A 21,303-nucleotide genomic window follows, 5' to 3' on the forward strand; every position below is an offset into this window, starting at 1 on the left:
TTGGTGATCGCCGCCGTCAGCGAGGTCTTGCCGTGATCGACGTGCCCGATCGTGCCGATGTTGCAGTGCGGCTTGGTACGGGAGAACTTTTCCTTGCCCATCGTGCATTCCTATCGCGGACACGTCGGCCGATGCCGGACGTAAAGGCGCGGACCGCTTAGAGGGTCGCGCGGCGATGATCAAGCGGCAGGTTTGCCGGGAAGGAAGATTGCCGCCCGCGGCAGCGGACCGGCGGGAGGCGAAGCCTGCCGTCGGCCGGCGTCGCGCTCCGCCTTCGAATGCCCTGCCCGCTCCCCTTGCGCCTCACGAAGGGTCCTCGCCGACCGCCTCGTAGAGCCTCTGCGCCTCGGGAGCGCCGCCGCGCCGCTCGCCGAGATCGAGCACCCGCACCAGCATGGTCCCGTGGGGGGCGGCGACGGTGAGAACGTCGCCGCAATGGATCGCCTTGGCCGGTGCGTCGGCGCGGGTGCCGTTGATGCGGACATGCCCGTCGGTCACGAGCCGGGCCGCCATCGACCGGGTCCGGGCGAAGCGCGCGAACCACAGCCACTTGTCGAGGCGCTGGCGCCCCGCGCTCATTCCGCTCTCGGGGGTGGCGCCCTCATCGCTTGCCCCCGTCGGATTCGAGCTTCGCCTTCAGCGCGGCGAGCGCGGCGAAGGGCGAGTCGGGATCGGGCTGGCGCTCGCGGCGCGGCGGGCGCTGCTCGGTGTTCGGGCGGCGGTTCTCGTCGCGGCGGTCGGGCCGGTTGCGGTTGCCCGGATGGTCGCGGCGCGGACCCCCGTCTCCGGGTCCCTCCCCGCGTCCCTCGCCCCGCGCCTCGGGGCGCGGCGGACGACCGCCCTCCGGGCGATCCCCGCGGGGACGGCGCGGGCCGTCGTTCCGCCGCTCGCCGGGACGACCATCCTGGCGGCCTTCCTGCCGACCCTCTTGCCGGCCGCCGTCCTGCCGCCCGTCCTGCCGTCCCTGGCCGCGGCCCTGCCGCGGTCCGGTGTGGCGCTGAGGCCGGTGCAGGTGCCAGACCTCGACGGTCTCGGGAGCCGCCGGCTCGGCCGGCTCGGCGCCGGCTTCCTCGGAAGCCGTCTCGGGGGCGGGCTCATCGGCGGCAACGGCCGAATCGGCGGCGTCCACGGCCTCGACCTCTCCGGTCGCCGCAGCCGCCTGCGCGGCCTCCGCCGTCTCCGTCGGCATCGGGGCGGCGGCTTCGGGAGCCGCATCTTCCGTCGCAGCCTCGGCCGGCTCTGCGGCTTCGGCGGAGACGTCGGCGACCGGCTCGGCGGTTTCCACCGCGGCGGGCTCGGCCTCCGAAGCCGTCGCTTCGGCCGGCGCATCCGCATTGCCGTCCGGCGTCGCCTCGGCGGGACCCGCGTCCTCGGCGATCGGCTCGGCCTCGGCCGATTCCGGCGCGGTCTCCTGCGCCGCTTCGTCGGTCGCGCCGTCCGAAGGCGTCGCGTCCTGAACCGTGTCCTGCGGCGTGGCCTCGGTGGGTCGGGCGGCGGGCACGGTCGGGGCGGCCGCGACCAGCGGCACGGTGATGGCCGGGCCGGAGCGGGTCTGCGCCACGTAGCCGAGCGACTTCAGGATCGAGGCGAAATCCTCGCCCGAGCAGCCGACCAGCGAGGTCATGTTGACGGTGGCCACGAAGCCGTCGCCGTCGGCGCTGCCGGCCGGGGGCTCGCCCGGCGTGGTGCCGGGGCGGTAGGCGATGGCCGGGCGGATCAGGTCGGCGAGCCGCTCCAGGATGTCGACGCGCACCGCCCGCTCGCCGCAGACGCGGAAACCCGCTGCCCGGTAGAGGCCCTTGGCGATGGCCGGATCGACCTTGATCGAGGTGCGGCCGGAGCCGGCCAGATGCGCGATCTCGTCGAGGCCCGGCTGGTCGAGGCCGCCGCTCTTGAGCGCCCAGAGTTGGGCGGCGAGGGTGCGCGGCGCCGGCTTCAGGAGGGCCGGCAGGAAGATGTGGTAGGCACCGAAGCGGACGCCGTGACGGCGGAGATTCGCCCGGCCGTCCTGATCGAGGCTGCGCATCTCGTGCGCCACCTTGGCCCGCTCCAGCACGCCGAGCGCCTCGACCACCTGGTAGCCGATGCCCCGGGCGAGACCGGTGAGGTCGGCCGCCGACTCGATCTCCATCAGCGGCCCGAGCAGGCGCACCACGTGGGCGCGCAGCCACGCGGCCAGCCGCGTCTCGACCTTCTCGCGCGAGGGGCCGGCGAGGCTGTCGTCGGCGATGAGGCGGATGCCGGGCTCGAACAGCTTGTCGCCCGGCGTCAGCTTGGCGACCGGGTCGCCGGTCCAGCGGATGATGCCGTCATGCGAGAGCACCAAAGCGGCGTCGGCGGCCGAGGCGAAGCGGTCGGCCCGCGCCTCGATCTCGCCGGCCAGCGCCTTCTCGGCCGCCGAGCGCAGGGTCTTGGCTTCGTGGCCCTCGGCTTGCGGGTCGGGCACGAATTGGAAGCCGTGAAGTCGGCCCACATGTTGACCCTCGACGGTGACGTCACCGCCGGGGGTGATTTCGGCTTCCAGCATCGTCTTCTCTCTCAGGCGCCGCATCAGGACGCTGGTGCGCCTGTCGACGAAGCGGCTCGCGAGGCGCTCGTGCAGGGCGTCGGACAGTCTGTCCTCTACCCGACGCGTCTCGCCCTGCCAATGCAGAGGATCGAGCAACCAGTCCGGCCTGTTCGCCACGAAGGTCCAGGTCCTTCCCTGCGCGATGCGCTGGGACAGGGCGTCGATGTCGCCGTCGGTGCGGTCGATCATCGCCACGTGGCGGGCGAACCAGTCGTTGGGGATGCGCCCCGCCATGCCGCGCATCAGGAAACGGTAGAGCTGGGCCACGAGGTCGGCATGGGTCTGGGGATGGACCTTGCGGTAGTCCGGCACGCCGCAGGTGTCCCAGAGGCGCCGCACCGCCGCCGGGCCCTTGGCCATGTCGCGGATGTCCTCCTCGCGCATCAGGATTTCCAGCGCCTGCTGGTCCTCGCCCATCGGCGCGCGGGTGAGCCCCTGCTCGTGCGGGTGCTCGTCGAGGCTGGCCTGCAGCTTTTCCAGGGAGGCGAAATCGAGATCGGGATTGCGCCATTGCAGCATGCGCACGGGCTCGAAATCGTGCGTCTCAAGCGCCTCGACCATCTCCGCCTCGAAGGGCGGGCAGCGCCCCGTGGAGCCGAAGGTGCCGTCGGAGGTGTGGCGCCCGGCGCGTCCCGCGATCTGGCCCATCTCGGCGGGCGTCAGCTTGCGGAAGCGGGTGCCGTCGTATTTCCAGTTGGCGGCGAAGGCCACGTGATCGACGTCGAGGTTGAGCCCCATGCCGACCGCATCGGTGGCCACCAGGTAATCGACCTCGCCGGACTGGTAGAGTTCGACCTGGGCGTTGCGGGTGCGGGGCGAGAGCGCGCCGAGCACCACCGCCGCCCCACCGCGCTGGCGCCGGATCAACTCGGCGATGGCGTAGACCTCCTCCGCCGAGAAGGCGACGATGGCCGTGCGGTGCGGCAGGCGCGAGATCTTCTTCTCGCCCGCGAAGCTGAGCTGCGACAGGCGCGGGCGCGTCGTCGTCTGGACGCCGGGGATCAGCGCCTGCACCAGCGGCATCATGGTGGCGGAGCCGATCAGCAGCGTCTCCTCGCGCCCGCGCCGGTAGAGCAGGCGGTCGGTGAAGACGTGGCCGCGATCCATGTCGGCGGCGAGCTGGATCTCGTCGATCGCCACGAAAGCCACCTCGAGGTCTCGCGGCATCGCCTCGATGGTGCAGATCCAGTAGCGCGGCCGGTCCGGCTTGATCTTCTCCTCGCCCGTGACGAGGGCGACGTTCTCGGAGCCGACCTTGGCGACGACGCGCAGATACACCTCGCGGGCGAGGAGCCGCAGGGGCAGGCCGATCATACCGGTCGGGTGCAGGAGCATCCGCTCGATGGCCAGATGCGTCTTGCCCGTGTTGGTCGGGCCGAGCACCGCCATGACCCCGCGCGCGCGGGCCTCGCGGTGAAGGGTGCGGAGCGTCATGCGGGGGCGGCGATCCCTTCGGCGCTGCGGGCCGTCGGAGGGGAAAAGGCAGCCGGGCCTGCAGGCCCTGCATCGGGGAGAGCCGCTAGCGGGACGGGGCGATCCGCGGCGGCCTTCCCCCATATGGGTTGTCGGTAAGCGCTGTGCCAGCGGGCGCGCCCACGCTCGGATAGGCGTAGATGTCGATCCGGGGCTGGGGCTGCTGCGGCACGAGATCGGTGCAGAGGGTGTCGGGCATCGCCGTCAGCGGTCCGCGCCGGGGCGGGCGGCGCTCGATCACCTGCGCGGAGGAAAACGCGTCCCCGCCGCAATCCGGGCCCGTCTTGAGGGTTCCGTCGGCCCGCGCTCCGGCGGGGACGAGGAGGGCAAGGGCAAGGGCAAGGGCAAGGCCGAGGATCCGCGGATGAAGTCTCGAACGCGAAGAGGTTGAGAACGGGGACAAGGCCAACCTCCGGGTCGCCGTGGCGACAGTGTGATCGCGTATCCCAGCCGCTTCCCCATCCGGAGGTGCCCGCCTCGGCGGGCCTCGAAGGATGTTCCAGATCGCGCGCGATCCCTGGCCGATCCTTCGAGGCCTGCGCTTCGCTGCGTCACCTCGGGATGAGGTCGCGACCAGGGTTTGCGAGCCGAGCGGGTCCTTGGTCGGAGAGAACTACCGCTGCGACAGGCTCGCCTCGGCGACCGTCGCGGTGGCACCCGGCTGCGCTTCGCCGCTCGTGGCGGTCGCGGTGCCGGTCCGGGTCCAGCGGGTCGCCTCGATGATGTTGGTGCCCAAGGTCGTGCGCACGGCGATCCGCATCGGCACCAGAACCCGCGTGCCCTCGACGGGCGCGAGCCAGACCGACATGTCGCGGTTGTCTTCCATGAACTTCACCCCGGGCCGGTCGGGCCGGTGGCCGGCGATGGCGACGTAGCGGGCGTTGCAGACCAGAACCGGGCCGCTATAGCCGGGCTTCTCCACCTGCCGGGTCTCGCCGTAGCTCAGGACCACGTTGAAGCGGGTCGCGCCGTCGAAGACGGGGAGCGTGCGGTTGCAGTTCTCCGGGTCGGTGAGATCGGCCCGGCCGCGGGCCGGCATCATCAGGGCGCTGGCCGGATCGATCACGCCGCGCTTGGCCGCGGCCGTGACCGGCACCCGGTCGCCGGTGTCGAGGAGCGGCGGGGTGACTTCGGATTGGGTGACGTTGCCGCCCGCGAGCGCCATGCGCACGGCGATGCCGGAATTGCTGGTGCGGGTCGCGATGGCGAAGGCGCTCGGCACCGGGCTCGCGGCGAGGTTGCCCGAGGAGCGGGCCGAACCCTGTCCGCCGGTCACCGCGCCGACGAGGCCGGTCAGCACCGCCGAGACGTCCATGCGGTAGCGCGCACCCTCGAAGGCGCCGGTGAGCTGGGCGGTGCCGATCGGGATGCCGGCGAGATTGACGCTGTAATCGACCGCCACGCCCGCAGGCGCCGCCTTGGCCCTGTGGGCCCGCGGCCCGGCCTGAGCGGCTGTCAGAGCCAGGAGGCCGGCCAGGGTGCCGGCGGCGGTTCCGGCGAGGAGGGGGCGGGCGCGAAGAAGGGGCTTGGCGCGCATGGTCTGGACTCTGGGAGGCTCCACGCTCCCGCGCCGCTCGGGACGAGGCGGACGGGACGGGGAAGCTTAGCGCCTGCCATGGTTAACAGACCGTTCGGCCCGCGCCAGGGGGGGGCGTCGCCTCGGTCCGGCCCTCACGGCGTCCAGGTCTGCCCGTGATAGACGAAGCGCACGCCCTCGCTCGCCAGCGCCGCGAGGCCGCCGAAGGCCGGGTCCTTCACGGTGATGATGCTGGTGGGGATGTCGCGCATCTGCGCGGCGAAGGGGGCCTTGCGTTCGAAGGCCTCGCGGAACGTGCCCTCCCGCAGCACCGGCACGATGCGCGGGGCGATGCCGCCGCCGATATAGACGCCGCCGGTGGCCAGAAACGTCAGCGCCAGATCCCCGCAGACGCGGCCGAGCAGCTTGCCGAACAGGGTCAGCGCCGTCCGCGCGTGCGGATCGGCGCCGGACAGCCCGTTGCCGGTGATCTCGGCCGGGTCGTGCAACGCGCCGTCGCCGCCCGCTCCCCGCCGGATCGCCGCGTGCAGCCGCGCGAGCCCCGAGCCGGAGAGCAGCGTCTCCACCGTCACCCGCCCCTCCACGCGCTCCACGGCGGACCAGAAAGCGGCCTCCTCCGCGTCGATCGGGCCGAGATCGGTGTGCCCGGCCTCGGTCGAGACGATGGCGAGGCGGTCCTCGTAGGGGATCAGGGCGGCGGCGCCGAACCCGGTGCCGGGTCCGAGCACGAGGCGGGGGCCGCGGGCCTCGGCGATCTGCGGGCCGATCGGGGTGAGTTCGTCCGGATCGATGCTGGCCGCGCCCGCCGCGACCGGGACGTAATCGTTGACGAGGGCGACCCGGGCGAGCCCGAAATCCCGCCCGATCGCGGCGGCGTCCACCAGCCAGTCCGCGTTGGTGAGCTGGACGGCGGGCGCATCGACCCGTCCTGCGATCGCCAGGATCGCCGAGCGGGGGGCCGGCGCGCCGCTCTCCTCCAGGGAGGCGCGGATCGCCGCGCTCGGATCGGGATAGCCGCCGGTCGATTCGCGGGCGAGGAGGCGGGCCTGCTCGCCCTTCGCCTCGATCAGGCCGAAGCGGGCGTTCGTCCCGCCGATATCGCCGACCAGCACCGGGAATTCGAACATCCGCCTCGCCCTTCGTCGTCCTTTGCCGCGACCTTAACAGAGGGTCCGATGGCCGTACGGCAAGCGCCGCCCGTTCAGGCGGCGGGGATCGCGTCGGGGTCGATCGGCGCGCCCTCGGCCCAGGCGGCGATCAGGGCGCGCACCGCGGCCGGGTCGGCGAGGCGGCGGTCGGCGACCGTCTCGCCGTCGCCGATGCGCACGCTGACGCCGCCATCCTCGTTGACCGAGGCGAAGGCGATCTCGTCGGTGCGGTCGTCGCCCAGGAAGATCGCCCGCCGGCCGGCATAGGGCGCGGCTTCGAGGAAGGCGCGGATCGCGTGGCCCTTGGTGGCGTCGGCGGGCACGATCTCGCCCACCGCCTTGCCGAGCTGGAGCCGGTAGGCAGCGCCGAGATCGCGGGCGACCGCCTTGACGATGTCCTCCGCCGCCTGCGCATCGCCGGGTGCGGCGAGCCGCCAGTGCACGGCGACCGAGGCGCCCTTGTCCTCGATCAGCACCGCCTCGTAGCGGGCCGTCTCCGCGTGCAACCGCTCGACGCCCGCGCGCAGGGCCGGATGATCCTCGGCGCGTCCGCCGCCCAAGCGGCCGTCGACCCGGCGCTCGACCCCGTGCAGGCCCGCCACGTCGAAGCGGGCCGGCTCCAGAAAGTCGTCGATGACGGAGACGGGCCGGCCGGTCACGATCGCCAGCGCCCCGCCGAGCCGCTCGCGCAGGCGCTCCAGGGCGGGCACCAGGGCGGGATCGACCTGCACCGCGTCGGGGCGCGGGGCGATCTCGACCAGGGTGCCGTCGAAATCGAGGAACAGCGCATAGTCGGCGGTCTGGCGTGCCTCTTGGCTCACGGCATCGTCCTTCTCTCGGGCTTTCCCTGCGCTAGCATGAGGGGCGGTTGCGACAAACCCGTGATGTGACACCAACGGAGGAGCCCGTGCGGCCCATCCCCGTCCGCCCCGATCCGGGGCAGGAAAGCGTCTGGGACTATCCCCGCCCGCCCCGGCTGGAGCCGGTGCCGGAGCGGCTGACGGTCGTCCTCGGCGGCCGGACCATCGCCGCGACCACGGCCGGCTTCCGCGTGCTGGAGACGAGCCACCCGCCGACCTACTACTTCCCGCCCCAGGATATCGCCGAGGGCGTGCTCGGGCCGCCGCGCCGGGCCGGGATCTGCGAGTGGAAAGGCAGCGCCGTGCTGTTCGACGTGACGGGCGGCGGGGCACGGGCGCCGGGGGCGGCCTGGGCCTATCCCGACCCGACGCCGGGCTTCCGGCCCATCGCCGGCTACGTCGCCTTCTATGCCGGCCCGATGGATTCCTGTCTCGTCGGCGAGGTGCGGGCCGAGCCGCAGCCCGGCGGCTTCTACGGCGGCTGGATCACGCCGGGGCTCGTCGGCCCGTTCAAGGGCGGCCCCGGCACGATGGGCTGGTGACCGCTTTCGGGCTGGCGCCACGCCGTCCGAGGCCGCTACACGGGCCTCGGACACGAACGCGAGGAGCCGCGTATGCAGGTTGAGACCGATCCCCGAGACGTCGGCCTCTGCCCCGACCGCCTGGAGCGGATCGATGCCTGGATGCGGGGTTACGTGGAATCCGGACGGCTCGCGGGCCTCTCGGTCAGCGTGCTGCGGGGGGACAAGACCGCCTTCTTCCGCGCCCACGGTCATGCCGACCTCGCGCGGGAGAGGCCGTTCGCCGCCGACACCCTGACCCGCATCTACTCGATGACGAAGCCGCTGACCTCGCTCGCGGTGATGATGCTCTACGAGGAGGGGCGCTTCCAGCTCGACGACCCGGTGGCGCGCTTCCTGCCCGAATTCGGGCAGATGCGCGTGGCCACCGGCGGCAACCGGGCGCGGCTCGAGACCGAGCCGGCCCGCCGGCTCATCACGATCCACGACCTGCTGACCCACACGAGCGGCCTCACCTACGGCTTCATGGAGGCGACCCTCGTCGATGCCCTCTACCGGCAGAACGAGATCGACTTCCAGACCTCGACCCTGCCGCTCGGCGAGCTCGTGGCGCGACTCGCGCAGCAGCCGCTGCTGGCCCAGCCGGGCGCCGAGTGGAACTACTCGGTGGCCACCGACGTGCTCGGCCATCTCGTGGCGGTCGTCTCCGGCCTCGACTTCGCGGATTTCCTACGGAAGCGCATCCTGCGCCCGCTCGGCCTGCACGACACCGACTTCTTCGTGGCGCCGGACAAGCGCGAGCGCTTCGCCGCCAACTACGCCTTCGACCGGGCGGGAAGCCTGCGCCTCTACGACGACAGCGTCGGCAGCCGCTTCCTCGAACCCCCGCCCCTGGCCTCGGGCGGCGGCGGCCTCGTCTCGACGGCGGGCGACTACCTGCGCTTCTGCCGGCTGATCCTGAATCTCGGCGAACTCGACGGGGTGCGGCTCCTGGGCCGCAAGAGCGTCGAGCTGATGCTCATGAACCACCTGCCCGGCGACCTCGCGTCGATGGGCCAGCCGCGCTTCGCCGAATCCTCCTATGCCGGAATCGGCTTCGGCCTCGGCTTCTCGGTCATGCTCGACCCGGCCCGCGCCCAGATCCTCGGCACGCCGGGCGAGGTTTCCTGGGGCGGGGTGGCGAGCACTTCGTTCTGGATCGACCCGGACGAGGACATGGCGGTGCTTCTGCTCGCCCAGCTCGTGCCCTCCTCCGCGCTGCCGCTGCGCCGCGAGCTGCGGGTGCTCACCTACGCCGCGCTCGAAGCCTGAGCCGGCGACGGTCCCGCCGCGGGCTCGGGAACCGAAGCGCGGCTTTTAACATAGTGAAGGGTGCCCGACCGGCCCCGAGGCGGCTCTCCGCTTCGGGGCCGCGGCACGCCTGCATCCGCCGCAACCGGATCGTTCGAACACTGGAAGGAAAGCCGGGCCGGCATGAACGATCTCACCAAACCCGAAGGCCGGGGCCACAGACGCCCGAGGATGCAGGTCAACCCACCCGTCTTCTTCACCTCGGCCGGGCTGACGCTCGCCTTCGCCGGCCTCGCCGCCCTGTTTCCGGTGCAGGCCAAGTCGATCTTCGACACCGTCCAGGCGGAGATCGTGCGCGAGTTCGGCTGGTTCTACATCGCCTCCGTCGCGAGCTTTCTGGGCTTCGCGATCTTCCTGATGCTGAGCCGCTACGGCGACGTGCGGCTGGGGCCGGACGACAGCGAGCCCGACTACAGCTACCTGTCGTGGTTCGCCATGCTGTTCAGCGCCGGCATGGGCATCGGCCTGATCTTCTTCGGCGTGGCCGAACCGCTCCAGCACTACGCCACGCCCCCCGTCGGCGAGGGCAAGACCATCGAGGCCGCGCAGCGCGCGATGGTGCTGACCTTCTTCCACTGGGGCGTGCACGCCTGGGCGATCTACATCGTGGTCGGGCTGGCGCTCGCCTATTTCGCCTTCCGCCGCGGGCTGCCGCTCACCGTCCGCTCGGCCCTGCACCCGCTCATCGGCGACAGGATCAACGGGCCCATCGGGCACGCCATCGACATCTTCGCGGTGCTCGGCACGATCTTCGGCGTCGCCACCTCGCTGGGCCTCGGCGTGCTTCAGGTCAATGCCGGCTTCAGCCACCTGTTCGGCATCCCGACCAGCACGCCGGTCCAGATCCTCCTGATCACGCTCATCACCGCTTGCGCCACGCTGTCGGTGGTCTCCGGGCTCGACCGGGGGATCAAGATCCTGTCCGAGCTGAACATCGTCCTCGCCGTGCTGCTCCTCGCCTTCGTGCTGGCCACCGGCTCGACGGTGTTCCTGCTCCAGGCCTTCGTGCAGAACCTCGGCGCCTATCTCGGCGCCGTGGTCGAGCGCACGCTCCAGACCTACGCCTACCGGCCCAACGAATGGCTTGGCACCTGGACCCTGTTCTACTGGGGCTGGTGGATCGCGTGGTCGCCCTTCGTCGGCATGTTCATCGCCCGCATCTCCCGCGGGCGCACCATTCGCGAGTTCGTGACCGGCGTGCTGCTGGTGCCGGTGCTGTTCACCTTCTTCTGGATGACGGTGTTCGGCAACACGGCCATCGAGATGGACCGGGCCGGCACCGTGGCGCTCTCGGCCATCGTGAAGGACGACATGCCCGTCGCCCTGTTCGCCATGCTCGGGCACCTGCCCTTCGGCACGATCGCCTCCGGGCTGGCGACGCTGCTGGTGATCTTCTTTTTCGTCACCTCGGCGGATTCGGGCGCGCTGGTGATCGACATGATCACCTCGGGGGCGGCCGAGGACCCGCCGGTCTGGCAGCGGGTGTTCTGGGTCCTCGCCGGAGGCGCCATCGCCGCCGTGCTGCTGATGGCGGGCGGGCTGGAGGCGCTTCAGACCGCCGCCATCGTCAGCGCCCTGCCCTTCGCCCTGATCATGATCTTCATCTGCTACGGCCTGCTGCGGGCGCTGCAATCGGAGGGGCGCAGCGGCGGTCTCGACCTGTCCCGCAACGCCGGATCGCCGGGCGGCCTGTCCTGGCAGCAGAGGCTGGCGGCGATCACCCATTCCTACGGCAAGGAAGACCTGCAGGCCTTCCTCGACGGGACCGCCGCGCCCGCGCTCGAAGCGGTGGCGGAGCAGATGCGCGAGGGCGGCCTCTCTCCCGAGATCAGGCGATCGGTCGAGCGCGTCGATCTCATCGTGCCCTACGGCGACCGCGGCGCCTTCCGATACGGCATCCGCGTGCGCGGCCTGCGCAATCCGAGCTTCGCCTGGGCGGAGAACCCGTCGAAATCGTCGGACGAGCGCCATTACCGCGCCCTCGTGCAGACTTCGGAGGGAGACCGCGCGCACGACGTCACCGGCTACAGCCGCGACCGTGTGATCGACGATCTCCTGAAGCGCTACGCACAGTTCCGGGCTGTGAGGGGCGCCGCGTAGGGATCGCCGACCGGCCGGCGTCGCCTGCCGGATCTGCTCGCAACGAGCGGTGGATTCATCCGCCGGGCCGTCCCGTGCCCGGCGGCGTGCAAGCCCTTGTCCGCGCCTCTCCGACCGGATCCGGACCAACCCGCAGAGGTGGTATCTCGTTGAGACGAAAGAAAATTTGGAACGCCATCAAAAATAATTTTGAGCGCAGTTCGAGCGGTTGATGCAGTGCAAACAGCCCGTTTTGATCGAGAATTTTTGTCAAACCACGAGACAGCTTGATTGAACTTTAGTGCCATCCCTGTTTGGATCCAGCCTTAGAACAAAACCAAGTTGGGCAGGAAAACATGGCTGGTTCCGAGCCTTGGAACGCCTCGCGCGCCGCGGGGATCGTGGCCGAGCTGCAATCCCTGGAGGGCGCGACTCTCCCTATATTGCATGCTCTGCAGGAGACGTTCGGCTACGTCGACGCGCAGGCGGTGCCGATGATCGCCGATGCGCTGAACTTATCGCGCGCCGAGGTGCACGGCTGCCTGACCTTCTACCACGACTTCCGGCGCGAACCGCCGGCCGGGCATCACCACGTGAAGCTGTGCCGGGCCGAGGCCTGTCAGGCGATGGGTTCCGACCGGCTGCACGGCGAAATCCTCTCGCGGATGGGTTGCGACTGGCACGGAACCAGCGCCGACGGCGTTACCGTAGAGCCGGTCTACTGCCTTGGCCTCTGCGCCAACGCCCCCGCCGCCCTGGTCAATGACGAGCCGCTGGCCCGCCTGACGGCCGAATCCCTCGACGCCGCCCTCAAGGAGGCCCGCGCGTGAGCATCACCCTCTACGTCCCGCAGGACGCGGTCGCCCTGGGTCTCGGCGCCAATCGCGTCGCCCGCGCGATCTTTGCCGGCGCCGAACGGCGCGGTCTCGACGTGCGCATCGTCCGCACCGGCACCCGCGGCATGCTCTGGCTCGAGCCGATGGTCGAGGTCGGCACGCCGGAGGGCCGCATCGCCTACGGCCCGGTGACCCCGGCCGACGTCGAGGGCCTGCTCGACGCGAACTTCGTCGAGGGCGGCGAGCACGCACTCCGCCTCGGAAAGCCGGAAGAAATTCCGTTCCTGGCCAAGCAGCATCGCCTGACCTTCCACCGCTGCGGCGTGGTCGATCCGGTCTCGGTCGAGGATTACCGGGCCCATGGCGGCTATCGCGGCCTCGAAGCCGCGCTGAAGCTCGACGCCGAGGGCATTGTTGCCCAGGTGCGCGATTCGGGACTGCGCGGGCGCGGCGGCGCCGGCTTCCCGGCGGGCATCAAGTGGAACACGGTGATGCTGGCCAAGGCGGACCAGAAATACGTGGTCTGCAATGCCGACGAGGGCGATTCCGGCACCTTCGCCGACCGGATCATGATGGAGGGCGACCCCTTCAACCTGATCGAGGGCATGACCATCGCCGCCGTCGCCACCGGTGCGACCCGGGGCTACATCTACTGCCGCTCGGAATACCCGCAGAGCTTCAAGACCCTGCGTGACGCCATCGCCAACGGCGTGCGGGCCGGCGTGCTCGGCGACAACATCCTGGGAAGCGGCAAGAGCTTCCACCTGGAAGTGCGGCTGGGTGCCGGCGCCTATATCTGCGGCGAAGAGACCTCGCTGCTGGAAAGCCTCGAGGGCAAGCGCGGCATCGTCCGGGCCAAGCCGCCGATCCCGGCGCTGAAGGGCTTTCTCGGCAAGCCGACGCTGGTCAACAACGTCATGACCTTCACGGCCGTACCGTACATCCTGGAGCACGGCGCCAAGTCTTACGCCGAGTACGGTATGGGCCGCTCGCTCGGCACCCTGCCGATTCAGCTCGCCGGCAACATCGCCCAGGGCGGCCTGATCGAGTACGCCTTCGGCATCACCATCCGTCAGGTGATCGAGGAGTTCGGCGGCGGCACGGCCTCGGGCCGGCCGGTGCGCGCGGTGCAGGTCGGCGGCCCGCTCGGGGCCTACTTCCCCGACGAGCTGCTCGACACGCCGCTCGATTACGAGGCGATGGCGGCCAAGAAGGGCCTCGTCGGCCACGGCGGCATCGTCGTGTTCGACGACACGGTGGACATGGCCAAGCAGGCGCGTTTCGCCTTCGAGTTCTGCGCCACCGAATCCTGCGGCAAGTGCACCCCCTGCCGCGTCGGCGCCACCCGCGGCGTCGAGACCATGGACAAGGTCATCTCCGGCATCCGCCCGGAGGCGAATCTCAAGCTCGTCGCGGACCTCTGCGAGGTCATGACCGACGGCTCGCTCTGCGCCATGGGCGGCCTGACGCCCATGCCCGTGATGAGCGCCATCACCAACTTCCCCGAGGATTTTCGGCGCGCGGGCGATCTGCCCGTCGCGGCCGAGTGAGGAGGCGCTCGCATGACCCTCATCAAGGAAATCGACTACGGCACGCCGATCCGGCTCAACGAGCAGACGGTGACGCTGACCATCGACGGAGAGAGCGTGACGGTGCCCGCGGGCACCTCGGTCATGGCCGCCGCGATGCATATGGGCACCAAGATCCCGAAGCTCTGCGCCACGGATTCGCTGGAGCCGTTCGGCTCCTGCCGCATGTGCCTCGTGGAGATCGAGGGCCGCCGCGGCACGCCGGCCTCCTGCACCACGCCGGCCGAGAACGGCATGGTCGTGCATACCCAGAACGAAAAGCTGCATCGCCTCCGCAAGGGCGTGATGGAGCTCTACATCTCCGACCACCCGCTCGACTGCCTGACCTGCGCGGCCAACGGCGATTGTGAGCTGCAGGATACTGCAGGTCAGGTCGGCCTGCGCGACGTGCGTTACGGCTATGACGGCGACAACCACGTCAAGCCGACCTCCGAGCGCTACCTGCCCAAGGACGAGTCGAACCCCTACTTCACCTACGACCCGTCGAAGTGCATCGTTTGCAATCGCTGCGTCCGCGCCTGCGAGGAGACGCAGGGCACCTTCGCGCTGACCATCGAGGGCCGCGGCTTCGACAGCCGCGTGGCGGCCGGCCCGACCAACTTCATGCAGTCCGAATGCGTGTCCTGCGGCGCCTGCGTCCAGGCCTGCCCGACCGCGACGCTGCAGGAGAAGACGATCCACGAGTTCGGCCAGCCCGACCATGCGGCGGTGACGACCTGCGCCTATTGCGGCGTCGGCTGCGCCTTCAAGGCCGAGATGCAGGGCGACAAGGTCGTGCGCATGGTGCCCTACAAGGGCGGCAAGGCGAACGAGGGCCATTCCTGCGTCAAGGGCCGCTTCGCCTACGGCTACGCCACCCACAAGGACCGCATCACCAAGCCGATGATCCGCGCCAAGATCACGGATCCGTGGCGCGAGGTCTCCTGGGAGGAGGCGATCAATCACGCCGCCTCCGAGTTCAAGCGCATCCAGGCCAAGTACGGCCGCGATTCGGTTGGTGGCATCACCTCGTCGCGCTGCACCAACGAGGAAGCCTACCTCGTCCAGAAGCTGGTTCGCGCCGCCTTCGGCAACAATAACGTCGATACCTGCGCCCGCGTCTGCCACTCGCCGACCGGCTACGGCCTGATGTCCACGCTCGGCACCTCCGCCGGCACGCAGGACTTCAAGTCGGTCGAGGAATCCGACGTGATCCTCGTCATCGGCGCCAACCCGACCGACGGTCACCCCGTCTTCGGCTCGCGGATGAAGAAGCGGCTGCGTGAAGGCGCCCGCCTCATCGTCGCCGACCCGCGCAAGATCGACCTCGTGAAGTCGCCCCACATCCGGGCCGACCATCACCTGCCGCTCAAGCCCGGCTCCAACGTCGCTTTCATCAACGCGTTCGCCCACGTCATCGTCACGGAAGGGCTGATCGCCGAGGATTACGTCCGCGAGCGCTGCGATCTGGCCGAGTTCGAGTCCTGGGCCCGGTTCATCGCCGAGGAGCGCAACTCGCCCGAGGCCGCGCAGGCGATCACCGGCGTCGATCCGCAGGAGATCCGTGCCGCCGCCCGGCTCTACGCCACGGGAGGCAAGGCCGCGATCTACTACGGGTTGGGCGTGACCGAGCACAGCCAGGGCTCGACCATGGTGATGGGCATGGCCAACATCGCCATGGCCACCGGCAATATCGGCATGGTGGGCGCCGGCGTGAACCCGCTGCGCGGCCAGAACAACGTGCAGGGCTCCTGCGACATGGGCTCGTTCCCGCACGAGCTGCCGGGCTACCGCCACGTCTCGGACGACGCCACCCGCGAGAGCTTCGAGGCGATCTGGGGGGCCAAGCTCGACAACGCGCCGGGCCTGCGCATCACCAACATGCTGGACGAGGCCGTCGGCGGCACCTTCAAGGGCATGTACATCCAGGGCGAGGACATCGCGCAGTCCGACCCCGACACCCATCACGTCACCTCCGGCCTCAAGGCCATGGAGTGCATCGTGATCCAGGACCTGTTCCTGAACGAGACCGCCAAGTACGCCCACGTCTTCCTGCCGGGCGCCTCCTTCCTCGAGAAGGACGGCACCTTCACCAACGCCGAGCGCCGCATCTCCCGCGTGCGCAAGGTGATGTCCCCGATGGGCGGCTACGGCGACTGGGAGGGCACGGTGCTGCTCGCCAACGCGCTGGGCTACAAGATGGAGTACACCCACCCGTCCGAAATCATGGACGAGATCGCGGCGCTCACCCCGAGCTTCGCCGGCGTCTCCTACGACAAGCTGGAGGAGCTGGGCTCGATCCAGTGGCCCTGCAACGAGAAGGCGCCGCTCGGCACGCCGATGATGCACGTCGACCGGTTCGTGCGCGGCAAGGGCCGCTTCATGATCACGGAATACGTGCCCACCGACGAGCGGACCACGGGCAAGTTCCCGCTGATCCTCACCACGGGCCGTATCCTCTCGCAGTACAATGTCGGCGCGCAGACGCGGCGCACCGAGAACTCCCGCTGGCACGAGGAGGACGTGCTGGAGATCCACCCCTTCGACGCGGAGATGCGCGGCATCGTCGACGGCGACCTCGTCGCGCTGGAGAGCCGCTCGGGCGACATCGCGCTCAAGGCCAAGGTCACGGAGCGGATGCAGCCGGGGATCGTCTACACGACCTTCCACCACGCCAAGACCGGTGCCAACGTCATCACCACGGACTACTCGGACTGGGCCACCAACTGCCCCGAGTACAAGGTGACGGCGGTGCAGGTGCGGCGCACGAACCGGCCCTCCGACTGGCAGGCGAAGTTCTACGAAGAGGACTTCTCGCTGACCCGCATCGCGGAAGCCGCGGAGTGATCTTCTGAGACTTGGGGAGCGGGCCACGGCCCGCTCCCACACCGGCCCGCCGGTTCGGGCCGGAGACCTCCACCGTCATTGCGAGCGAATGCGAAGCAATCCAGCGGCGCCACCTCTCCGGATCGGGCGGCGTCCTGGATTGCTTCGGCTCCGCCTCGCAGGGACGGAGCGCAGAGCCGGTCCGGTCGGAGCGGTATCAGTTCGGCACATGGACACCCCGAGCAGGCAATGAGCGCAACGACCACCAACGATCGACTGGTGCGGATGGCCAACCAGATCGCCCTGTTCTTCCGCTCCTATCCGGAAGACGAGGCGGTGGCGGGCATCCACAACCACATCGTGGCGTTCTGGACGCCGAAGATGCGCCGCGACCTCGAAGGCTACGCCGACGAGGCCGGTGAGCGGCTCGACGCCCTGGTGCGCAAGGCGCTCGAAGGCGAGCCGACGACGGACAGCCCCGTGCGTCCGGCCACCCGCAACCCGCAGCTCGCGGGCGAGAGCGCCAGCGACGCGGGCTGAACCCCCGTCGTCCGGCCGGCGGCTTGAGCCGCCTCCCGCAATCGGCCTACCACGACGGGAGCCCGCCCTCCTCGCGGGCGTCGGGACGGCGCTCACGTGATCGACAAGCTCGAATTCCTTCTGGCACTCGCTCGCGAGCAGCATTTCGGGCGGGCGGCGGAAGCCTGCGGCGTCACCCAGCAGACCCTGTCGGCGGGGGTGAAGAGCCTGGAGGACCGCTTCGGCGTGCGCCTCGTCCAGCGGGGCTCCCGCTTCCAGGGCTTCACGCCCGAAGGCGACCGGGTGCTGGCCTGGGGCCGGCGCATCGTCGGCGATGCACGGGCCATGCAGGACGACGTAGCCGCCCTGCGCCGTGGCCTGACCGGCCACCTGCGCATCGCCGCGGTGCCGACCGCCCTGCCGATGGTGGCCGCGCTGACCACGCCCTACCGGGCGCGCTATCCGAACGTCCGCTTCAGCGTCCTCTCCACGACTTCGGAGGAGATTTTCTCGCTGATCGACAATCTCGAGGCGGATGCGGGGCTGACCTATCTCGACAACGAGCCTCTCGGCCGCGTCATCGCCGTGCCGCTCTACACCGAGCACTATCAGCTCCTCACCGCCGCCGGCGGCCCCTACGACGACCGGGCCAGCGTCACCTGGGCGGAACTGGCGACGATTCCGCTCTGCCTGCTGACGCCGAACATGCAGAACCGGCGCATCATCGACCAGCAGCTCCGCGCCGCCGGCGGCGAGCCGGCCCCGACGCTGGAATCCAATTCCATGGTCGTGCTGATGACCCATGTGCGGACGCTGCAATGGGCGAGCGTGATGCCGGCCATCCTCGCCGACGCGCTGGGACCGACCGAGGGCCTGCGGGCGATCCCGATCGTCGAGCCGGACCTGCGCCACGCCATCGGCCTCGTCGCCCCGCGCCGCGATCCGGCGACGCCGATGGTGACCGCCCTCGTCAACGTCGCCCGCACCGTGGCCCGAACCCTCGACGCGGACGATCCGGTGCCGGCGGGCCTGCACGGCGCGGGGAACGGATAGGATCGAAATCGGCCGCTCGCATCGCGTTCGGCAGTGCCGCTTCCATCCTGGCGAGGCGATGCCGAAGCGGCCCGGGGGGGCGCCTGATGCGGAGACGTCGCGGTGCCGGATCGCTTTGCCGACGGGCGCGATGACGGCCGAGCGGACGGATCAGGCGCCGGGGCGCTGAAGAACCGCGCATTGGGTGAGCGGGCCCTGCTCCCGGCGCATGAAGGCGCAGGTGACGCGGGCGCCGCCCACGTCGATGGTGCTGTGGCGCTTGGCCTGCGCGCCCTCTCGGGCCTGCCGGGCGGCTTCGCTCAGGCGGTCCGGGGCGATCCCCGTGACGGCGTGGCCGGCCTGCCCGAACAGCGTGTCGTAATCCGCCGGCACGGTCTCGCCCCGGTACTGCGCGCCGACGGAGGATTGCTCGCCCGCGCAGGAAAGCGTCAGCGCCGTCTGCGGGCCCGCATCGAAGCGGGCGAAGTCGGCGCTGCGCTCGGCGACCTCCGCCTTGGTCGCGGCCCGCACCCGCTCGATCAGGTCGGTGCAGGATTCCTCCGCCGACGCGGGAGAGGCGGCGAGGAGGAGGAGAAGGAGGAGGGCGCGGCGCATGGCCCGATGTTAGGACAAGGCGGCAAGGTCCGTCGCCGGGAGCGGGCTGAGGCGTAGCGCCGCTCCGCCCAAGGGTGTCGGGATCTCACGGGTGTCGGGATCTCACGGGTGTCGGGATCTCACGGATGCCAGGGCTCGACCGGTGCCTGCGCCTCTTCCGTGGCGTCCTGTCCGTCGAGCTGGGCCTGGATCGCGCGCAGCGCCTCCTGCACCCCCTGCCCCGAGGCCGCCGAAAGCACGAGCGGCTTAGCGCCCGCGGCCCGCTTCAGCCGGGCGACCTGCTGCTTGAGCGTCTCCGCGTCGAGGGCGTCCGCCTTGGAGAGCGCCACGATCTCCGGCTTGTCGACGAGGCCGCCGCCATAGGCTTCGAGTTCGCGCCGCACGAGCTTGTAGGCCTTGCCCGCGTGTTCGGTGGTGCCCTCCACGAGGTGGAGCAGCACCCGGCAGCGCTCGACATGGGCGAGGAACCGGTCGCCCAGGCCCACGCCCTCGTGCGCGCCCTCGATCAGGCCGGGAATGTCGGCGAGCACGAACTCGCGGGCATCCGAGCGCACCACGCCGAGGCCCGGATGAAGTGTGGTGAAGGGGTAGTCCGCGATCTTCGGCTTGGCGGCGGTGACGGTCGCCAGGAAGGTCGACTTGCCGGCGTTCGGCAGGCCGACGAGGCCGGCATCGGCGATGAGCTTGAGGCGCAGCACCACCCACATCTCCTGGCCCTCCAGGCCGGGATTGGCGTGGCGCGGGGCGCGGTTGGTGGAGGTGGTGAAATAGGCGTTGCCGAAGCCGCCGTTGCCGCCCTTGGCGAGCCGCACCCGCTGGCCGACCTCGGTCATGTCGGCGATCAGCGTCTCGCCGTCCTCGGCGAAGACCTGCGTCCCGGCGGGCACCTGGAGCACCGCGTCGTCGCCCTTGGCGCCGTGGCAGTTCGAGCCCATGCCGTGCTCGCCCTTCTTCGCCTTGAAGTGCTGGCGGTAGCGGTAGTCGATCAGGGTGTTGAGGCCCTGGACGCACTCGATCCAGACATCGCCGCCCCGCCCGCCGTCACCGCCGTTCGGGCCGCCGAACTCGATGAACTTTTCCCGCCGGAACGAGACGCAGCCGGGACCGCCGTCGCCGGAGCGGACGTAGACCTTGGCTTCGTCGAGGAATTTCACGGTGCTTCGCCTTGAATTGGGGACCGGAGGGTCCGGTCAGGTCTCGGTGCGACGGCACTGGCCGTCGAGATTGAGGTACTGGACGCTGCGCAGGCCGGCCTCGAACCACCCGCCGGCATCCGGCTGGCGCCCGTTGGCGCCGCCGTCGCCGTAGAGGTTGATCTGGATCGCGCCGTCCGGCGAGCGCAGGGTCGGCGCCTCGCCGCCGCGTTCGTAGTTCCAGGCCGGCCGCTGCTCGAACAGGGTCTGGGTCCCGTCCGCCTCCCGCTGGAAGAGCTGGCCGTAGGTGCCGCCGCCCTCCCGCGGGCCGGCGAAGTAGAATCCGACCCGGGGCGTGCGGCCCGAGAAATTGTAGAACTCGCAGTAGAGGCGGCTTTCTCCCGGCGGCCGCGGCGCGGGCGCCGCGGAGCGGATCGGCGGCACGGCCTCGTCGCGGGTGATCGCGACGATCAACGACACGAGCGCGGCCGCCGTGAGGGCGGCGCCGAGGCCGGCGAGCGTCCGTGTCCTCATCGCAGGCCCCCTGCCGCCACGGATTCCGCCGCCTCCGCGCGCCGGCCGAGCCACGTTTCCCGGTCGAGGCGGAAGCTGTGGCTCGGCACCGCGCCGCCCCGCGCCGCGAAGACCGGCGCCGCTTCCCCCGTGCAGCGGAAGCCGCACGCTTCCAGGACGCGCCGCGAGGCCGGGTTCGCGACCATCGCCGCCGAGGCCAGCGCCCGCCCGCCCGCATAGGCGAAGTAGGCGTCGATGATGGCGTCCGCCGCCTCCCGCATCAGTCCCTCGCCCCAGAACGGCCGTCCGAGCCAGTAGCCCAGATGCGGCTCGGGCGCCTCGGGCCGATCCTCGATCGAGACGATTCCGATCAGGCTGGCGGGGCTCGCCCGGCGGGTGATCGCCGTGACCAGCCCCGCCCCGGAGGCGTTGGTGGCGCGCGCCCGGATCACGAAGCCTTCGGCCTCGTGCGGGGGCAGCGGCGTCGGGATCCGCGCCGTCATCCCGGCGACCGCCGGATCGCCGGCGAGCCGGAGCACGGCCTCGGCGTCGCGGGCCGTGGGCCAGCGCAGCCAGAGCCGTCGCGTCTCGATGCGGAAGACGTCGTCGCGGGTGAGATCGGGAAACATCGTGAACCGGTCATGTGAGGGCGCTTTGCGGCGCCGTCCGGGACGACGAAGGGGGAGGATGGTGCCCCATCCTCCCCCGTGATCCGATCCGCCGG

Annotated in this window: 19 protein-coding genes; 8 read left to right on the forward strand and 11 right to left on the reverse strand. The window is 70.7% G+C overall.

The features are described from left to right. The 7 genes from BY998_RS07295 to otsB form a co-directional block, all read right to left on the reverse strand. Positions 1–101: GTP-binding protein (locus BY998_RS07295; RefSeq protein ID WP_146221755.1), on the reverse strand; the 101-nt coding region annotated here is incomplete at its 3' end. A gap of 202 nt (positions 102–303) precedes the next feature. Further along, positions 304–579: an RNA-binding S4 domain-containing protein gene (locus BY998_RS07300; protein ID WP_110350983.1), complete on the reverse strand. Its 276-nt coding sequence runs from the start codon at positions 577–579 to the stop codon at positions 304–306. Positions 580–601: 22 nt separating this feature from the next. After that, positions 602–4,003, reverse strand: coding sequence for a helicase-related protein (locus BY998_RS07305; protein ID WP_110350984.1), 3,402 nt, complete (start codon positions 4,001–4,003; stop codon positions 602–604). 85 nt (positions 4,004–4,088) lie between these two features. Next, positions 4,089–4,400: a hypothetical protein gene (locus tag BY998_RS07310; protein WP_110351251.1), complete on the reverse strand. Its 312-nt coding sequence runs from the start codon at positions 4,398–4,400 to the stop codon at positions 4,089–4,091. 255 nt (positions 4,401–4,655) lie between these two features. After that, positions 4,656–5,579, reverse strand: coding sequence for a DUF3108 domain-containing protein (locus tag BY998_RS07315; RefSeq protein WP_110350985.1), 924 nt, complete (start codon positions 5,577–5,579; stop codon positions 4,656–4,658). A gap of 134 nt (positions 5,580–5,713) precedes the next feature. After that, positions 5,714–6,706 (reverse strand): glucokinase, encoded by a 993-nt coding sequence (locus BY998_RS07320; RefSeq protein WP_110350986.1) that lies wholly within the window; start codon positions 6,704–6,706, stop codon positions 5,714–5,716. Between the two features lie 74 nt (positions 6,707–6,780). Next, the gene (otsB, locus tag BY998_RS07325) at positions 6,781–7,548 is read right to left on the reverse strand and encodes a trehalose-phosphatase (RefSeq protein ID WP_110350987.1); all 768 of its coding nucleotides are present in this window, start codon (positions 7,546–7,548) and stop codon (positions 6,781–6,783) included. A gap of 86 nt (positions 7,549–7,634) precedes the next feature. Between otsB and BY998_RS07330 the strand changes: the two genes are divergently transcribed. The 8 genes from BY998_RS07330 (at position 7,635) to BY998_RS07365 (ending at position 18,339) form a co-directional block, all read left to right on the forward strand. Next, positions 7,635–8,129: a DUF427 domain-containing protein gene (locus tag BY998_RS07330; RefSeq protein ID WP_110350988.1), complete on the forward strand. Its 495-nt coding sequence runs from the start codon at positions 7,635–7,637 to the stop codon at positions 8,127–8,129. A gap of 72 nt (positions 8,130–8,201) precedes the next feature. Next, positions 8,202–9,419, forward strand: a complete 1,218-nt coding sequence (locus tag BY998_RS07335) for a serine hydrolase domain-containing protein (RefSeq protein ID WP_110350989.1) — start codon at positions 8,202–8,204, stop codon at positions 9,417–9,419. A gap of 210 nt (positions 9,420–9,629) precedes the next feature. Further along, a complete protein-coding gene (locus BY998_RS07340; protein WP_110350990.1) occupies positions 9,630–11,558 on the forward strand; it encodes a BCCT family transporter in 1,929 nt (642 codons plus the stop codon). A 335-nt stretch (positions 11,559–11,893) separates the two neighbouring features. Beyond that, positions 11,894–12,367, forward strand: a complete 474-nt coding sequence (locus tag BY998_RS07345) for a formate dehydrogenase subunit gamma (protein ID WP_110350991.1) — start codon at positions 11,894–11,896, stop codon at positions 12,365–12,367. Further along, a complete protein-coding gene (locus BY998_RS07350) occupies positions 12,364–13,923 on the forward strand; it encodes a formate dehydrogenase beta subunit (protein ID WP_110350992.1) in 1,560 nt (519 codons plus the stop codon). The genes BY998_RS07345 and BY998_RS07350 overlap by 4 nt, the downstream gene beginning before the upstream one ends. A gap of 12 nt (positions 13,924–13,935) precedes the next feature. Next, the gene (gene fdhF / locus BY998_RS07355; RefSeq protein ID WP_110350993.1) at positions 13,936–16,788 is read left to right on the forward strand and encodes a formate dehydrogenase subunit alpha; all 2,853 of its coding nucleotides are present in this window, start codon (positions 13,936–13,938) and stop codon (positions 16,786–16,788) included. A 228-nt stretch (positions 16,789–17,016) separates the two neighbouring features. After that, complete coding sequence (locus BY998_RS07360; RefSeq protein WP_110350994.1) at positions 17,017–17,307, forward strand: formate dehydrogenase subunit delta; 291 nt, start codon at positions 17,017–17,019, stop codon at positions 17,305–17,307. Between the two features lie 96 nt (positions 17,308–17,403). Further along, a complete protein-coding gene (locus BY998_RS07365; protein ID WP_110350995.1) occupies positions 17,404–18,339 on the forward strand; it encodes a LysR family transcriptional regulator in 936 nt (311 codons plus the stop codon). Positions 18,340–18,489: 150 nt separating this feature from the next. Here the strand turns inward: BY998_RS07365 and BY998_RS07370 are convergent, their stop codons facing one another. The 4 genes from BY998_RS07370 to BY998_RS07385 form a co-directional block, all read right to left on the reverse strand. Beyond that, positions 18,490–18,933 (reverse strand): hypothetical protein, encoded by a 444-nt coding sequence (locus BY998_RS07370; protein WP_110350996.1) that lies wholly within the window; start codon positions 18,931–18,933, stop codon positions 18,490–18,492. 119 nt (positions 18,934–19,052) lie between these two features. Next, positions 19,053–20,087: a GTPase ObgE gene (obgE, locus tag BY998_RS07375; RefSeq protein WP_110350997.1), complete on the reverse strand. Its 1,035-nt coding sequence runs from the start codon at positions 20,085–20,087 to the stop codon at positions 19,053–19,055. Positions 20,088–20,123: 36 nt separating this feature from the next. Further along, entirely contained in the window at positions 20,124–20,600 is a 477-nt protein-coding gene (locus tag BY998_RS07380; RefSeq protein WP_110350998.1) for a hypothetical protein, read from the reverse strand. Next, the gene (locus BY998_RS07385; RefSeq protein WP_110350999.1) at positions 20,597–21,208 is read right to left on the reverse strand and encodes a GNAT family N-acetyltransferase; all 612 of its coding nucleotides are present in this window, start codon (positions 21,206–21,208) and stop codon (positions 20,597–20,599) included. The genes BY998_RS07380 and BY998_RS07385 overlap by 4 nt, the downstream gene beginning before the upstream one ends. Positions 21,209–21,303: the final 95 nt, after the last annotated feature.

This window comes from Methylobacterium sp. B4, assembly GCF_003201865.1.
Taxonomy (GTDB): domain Bacteria; phylum Pseudomonadota; class Alphaproteobacteria; order Rhizobiales; family Beijerinckiaceae; genus Methylobacterium.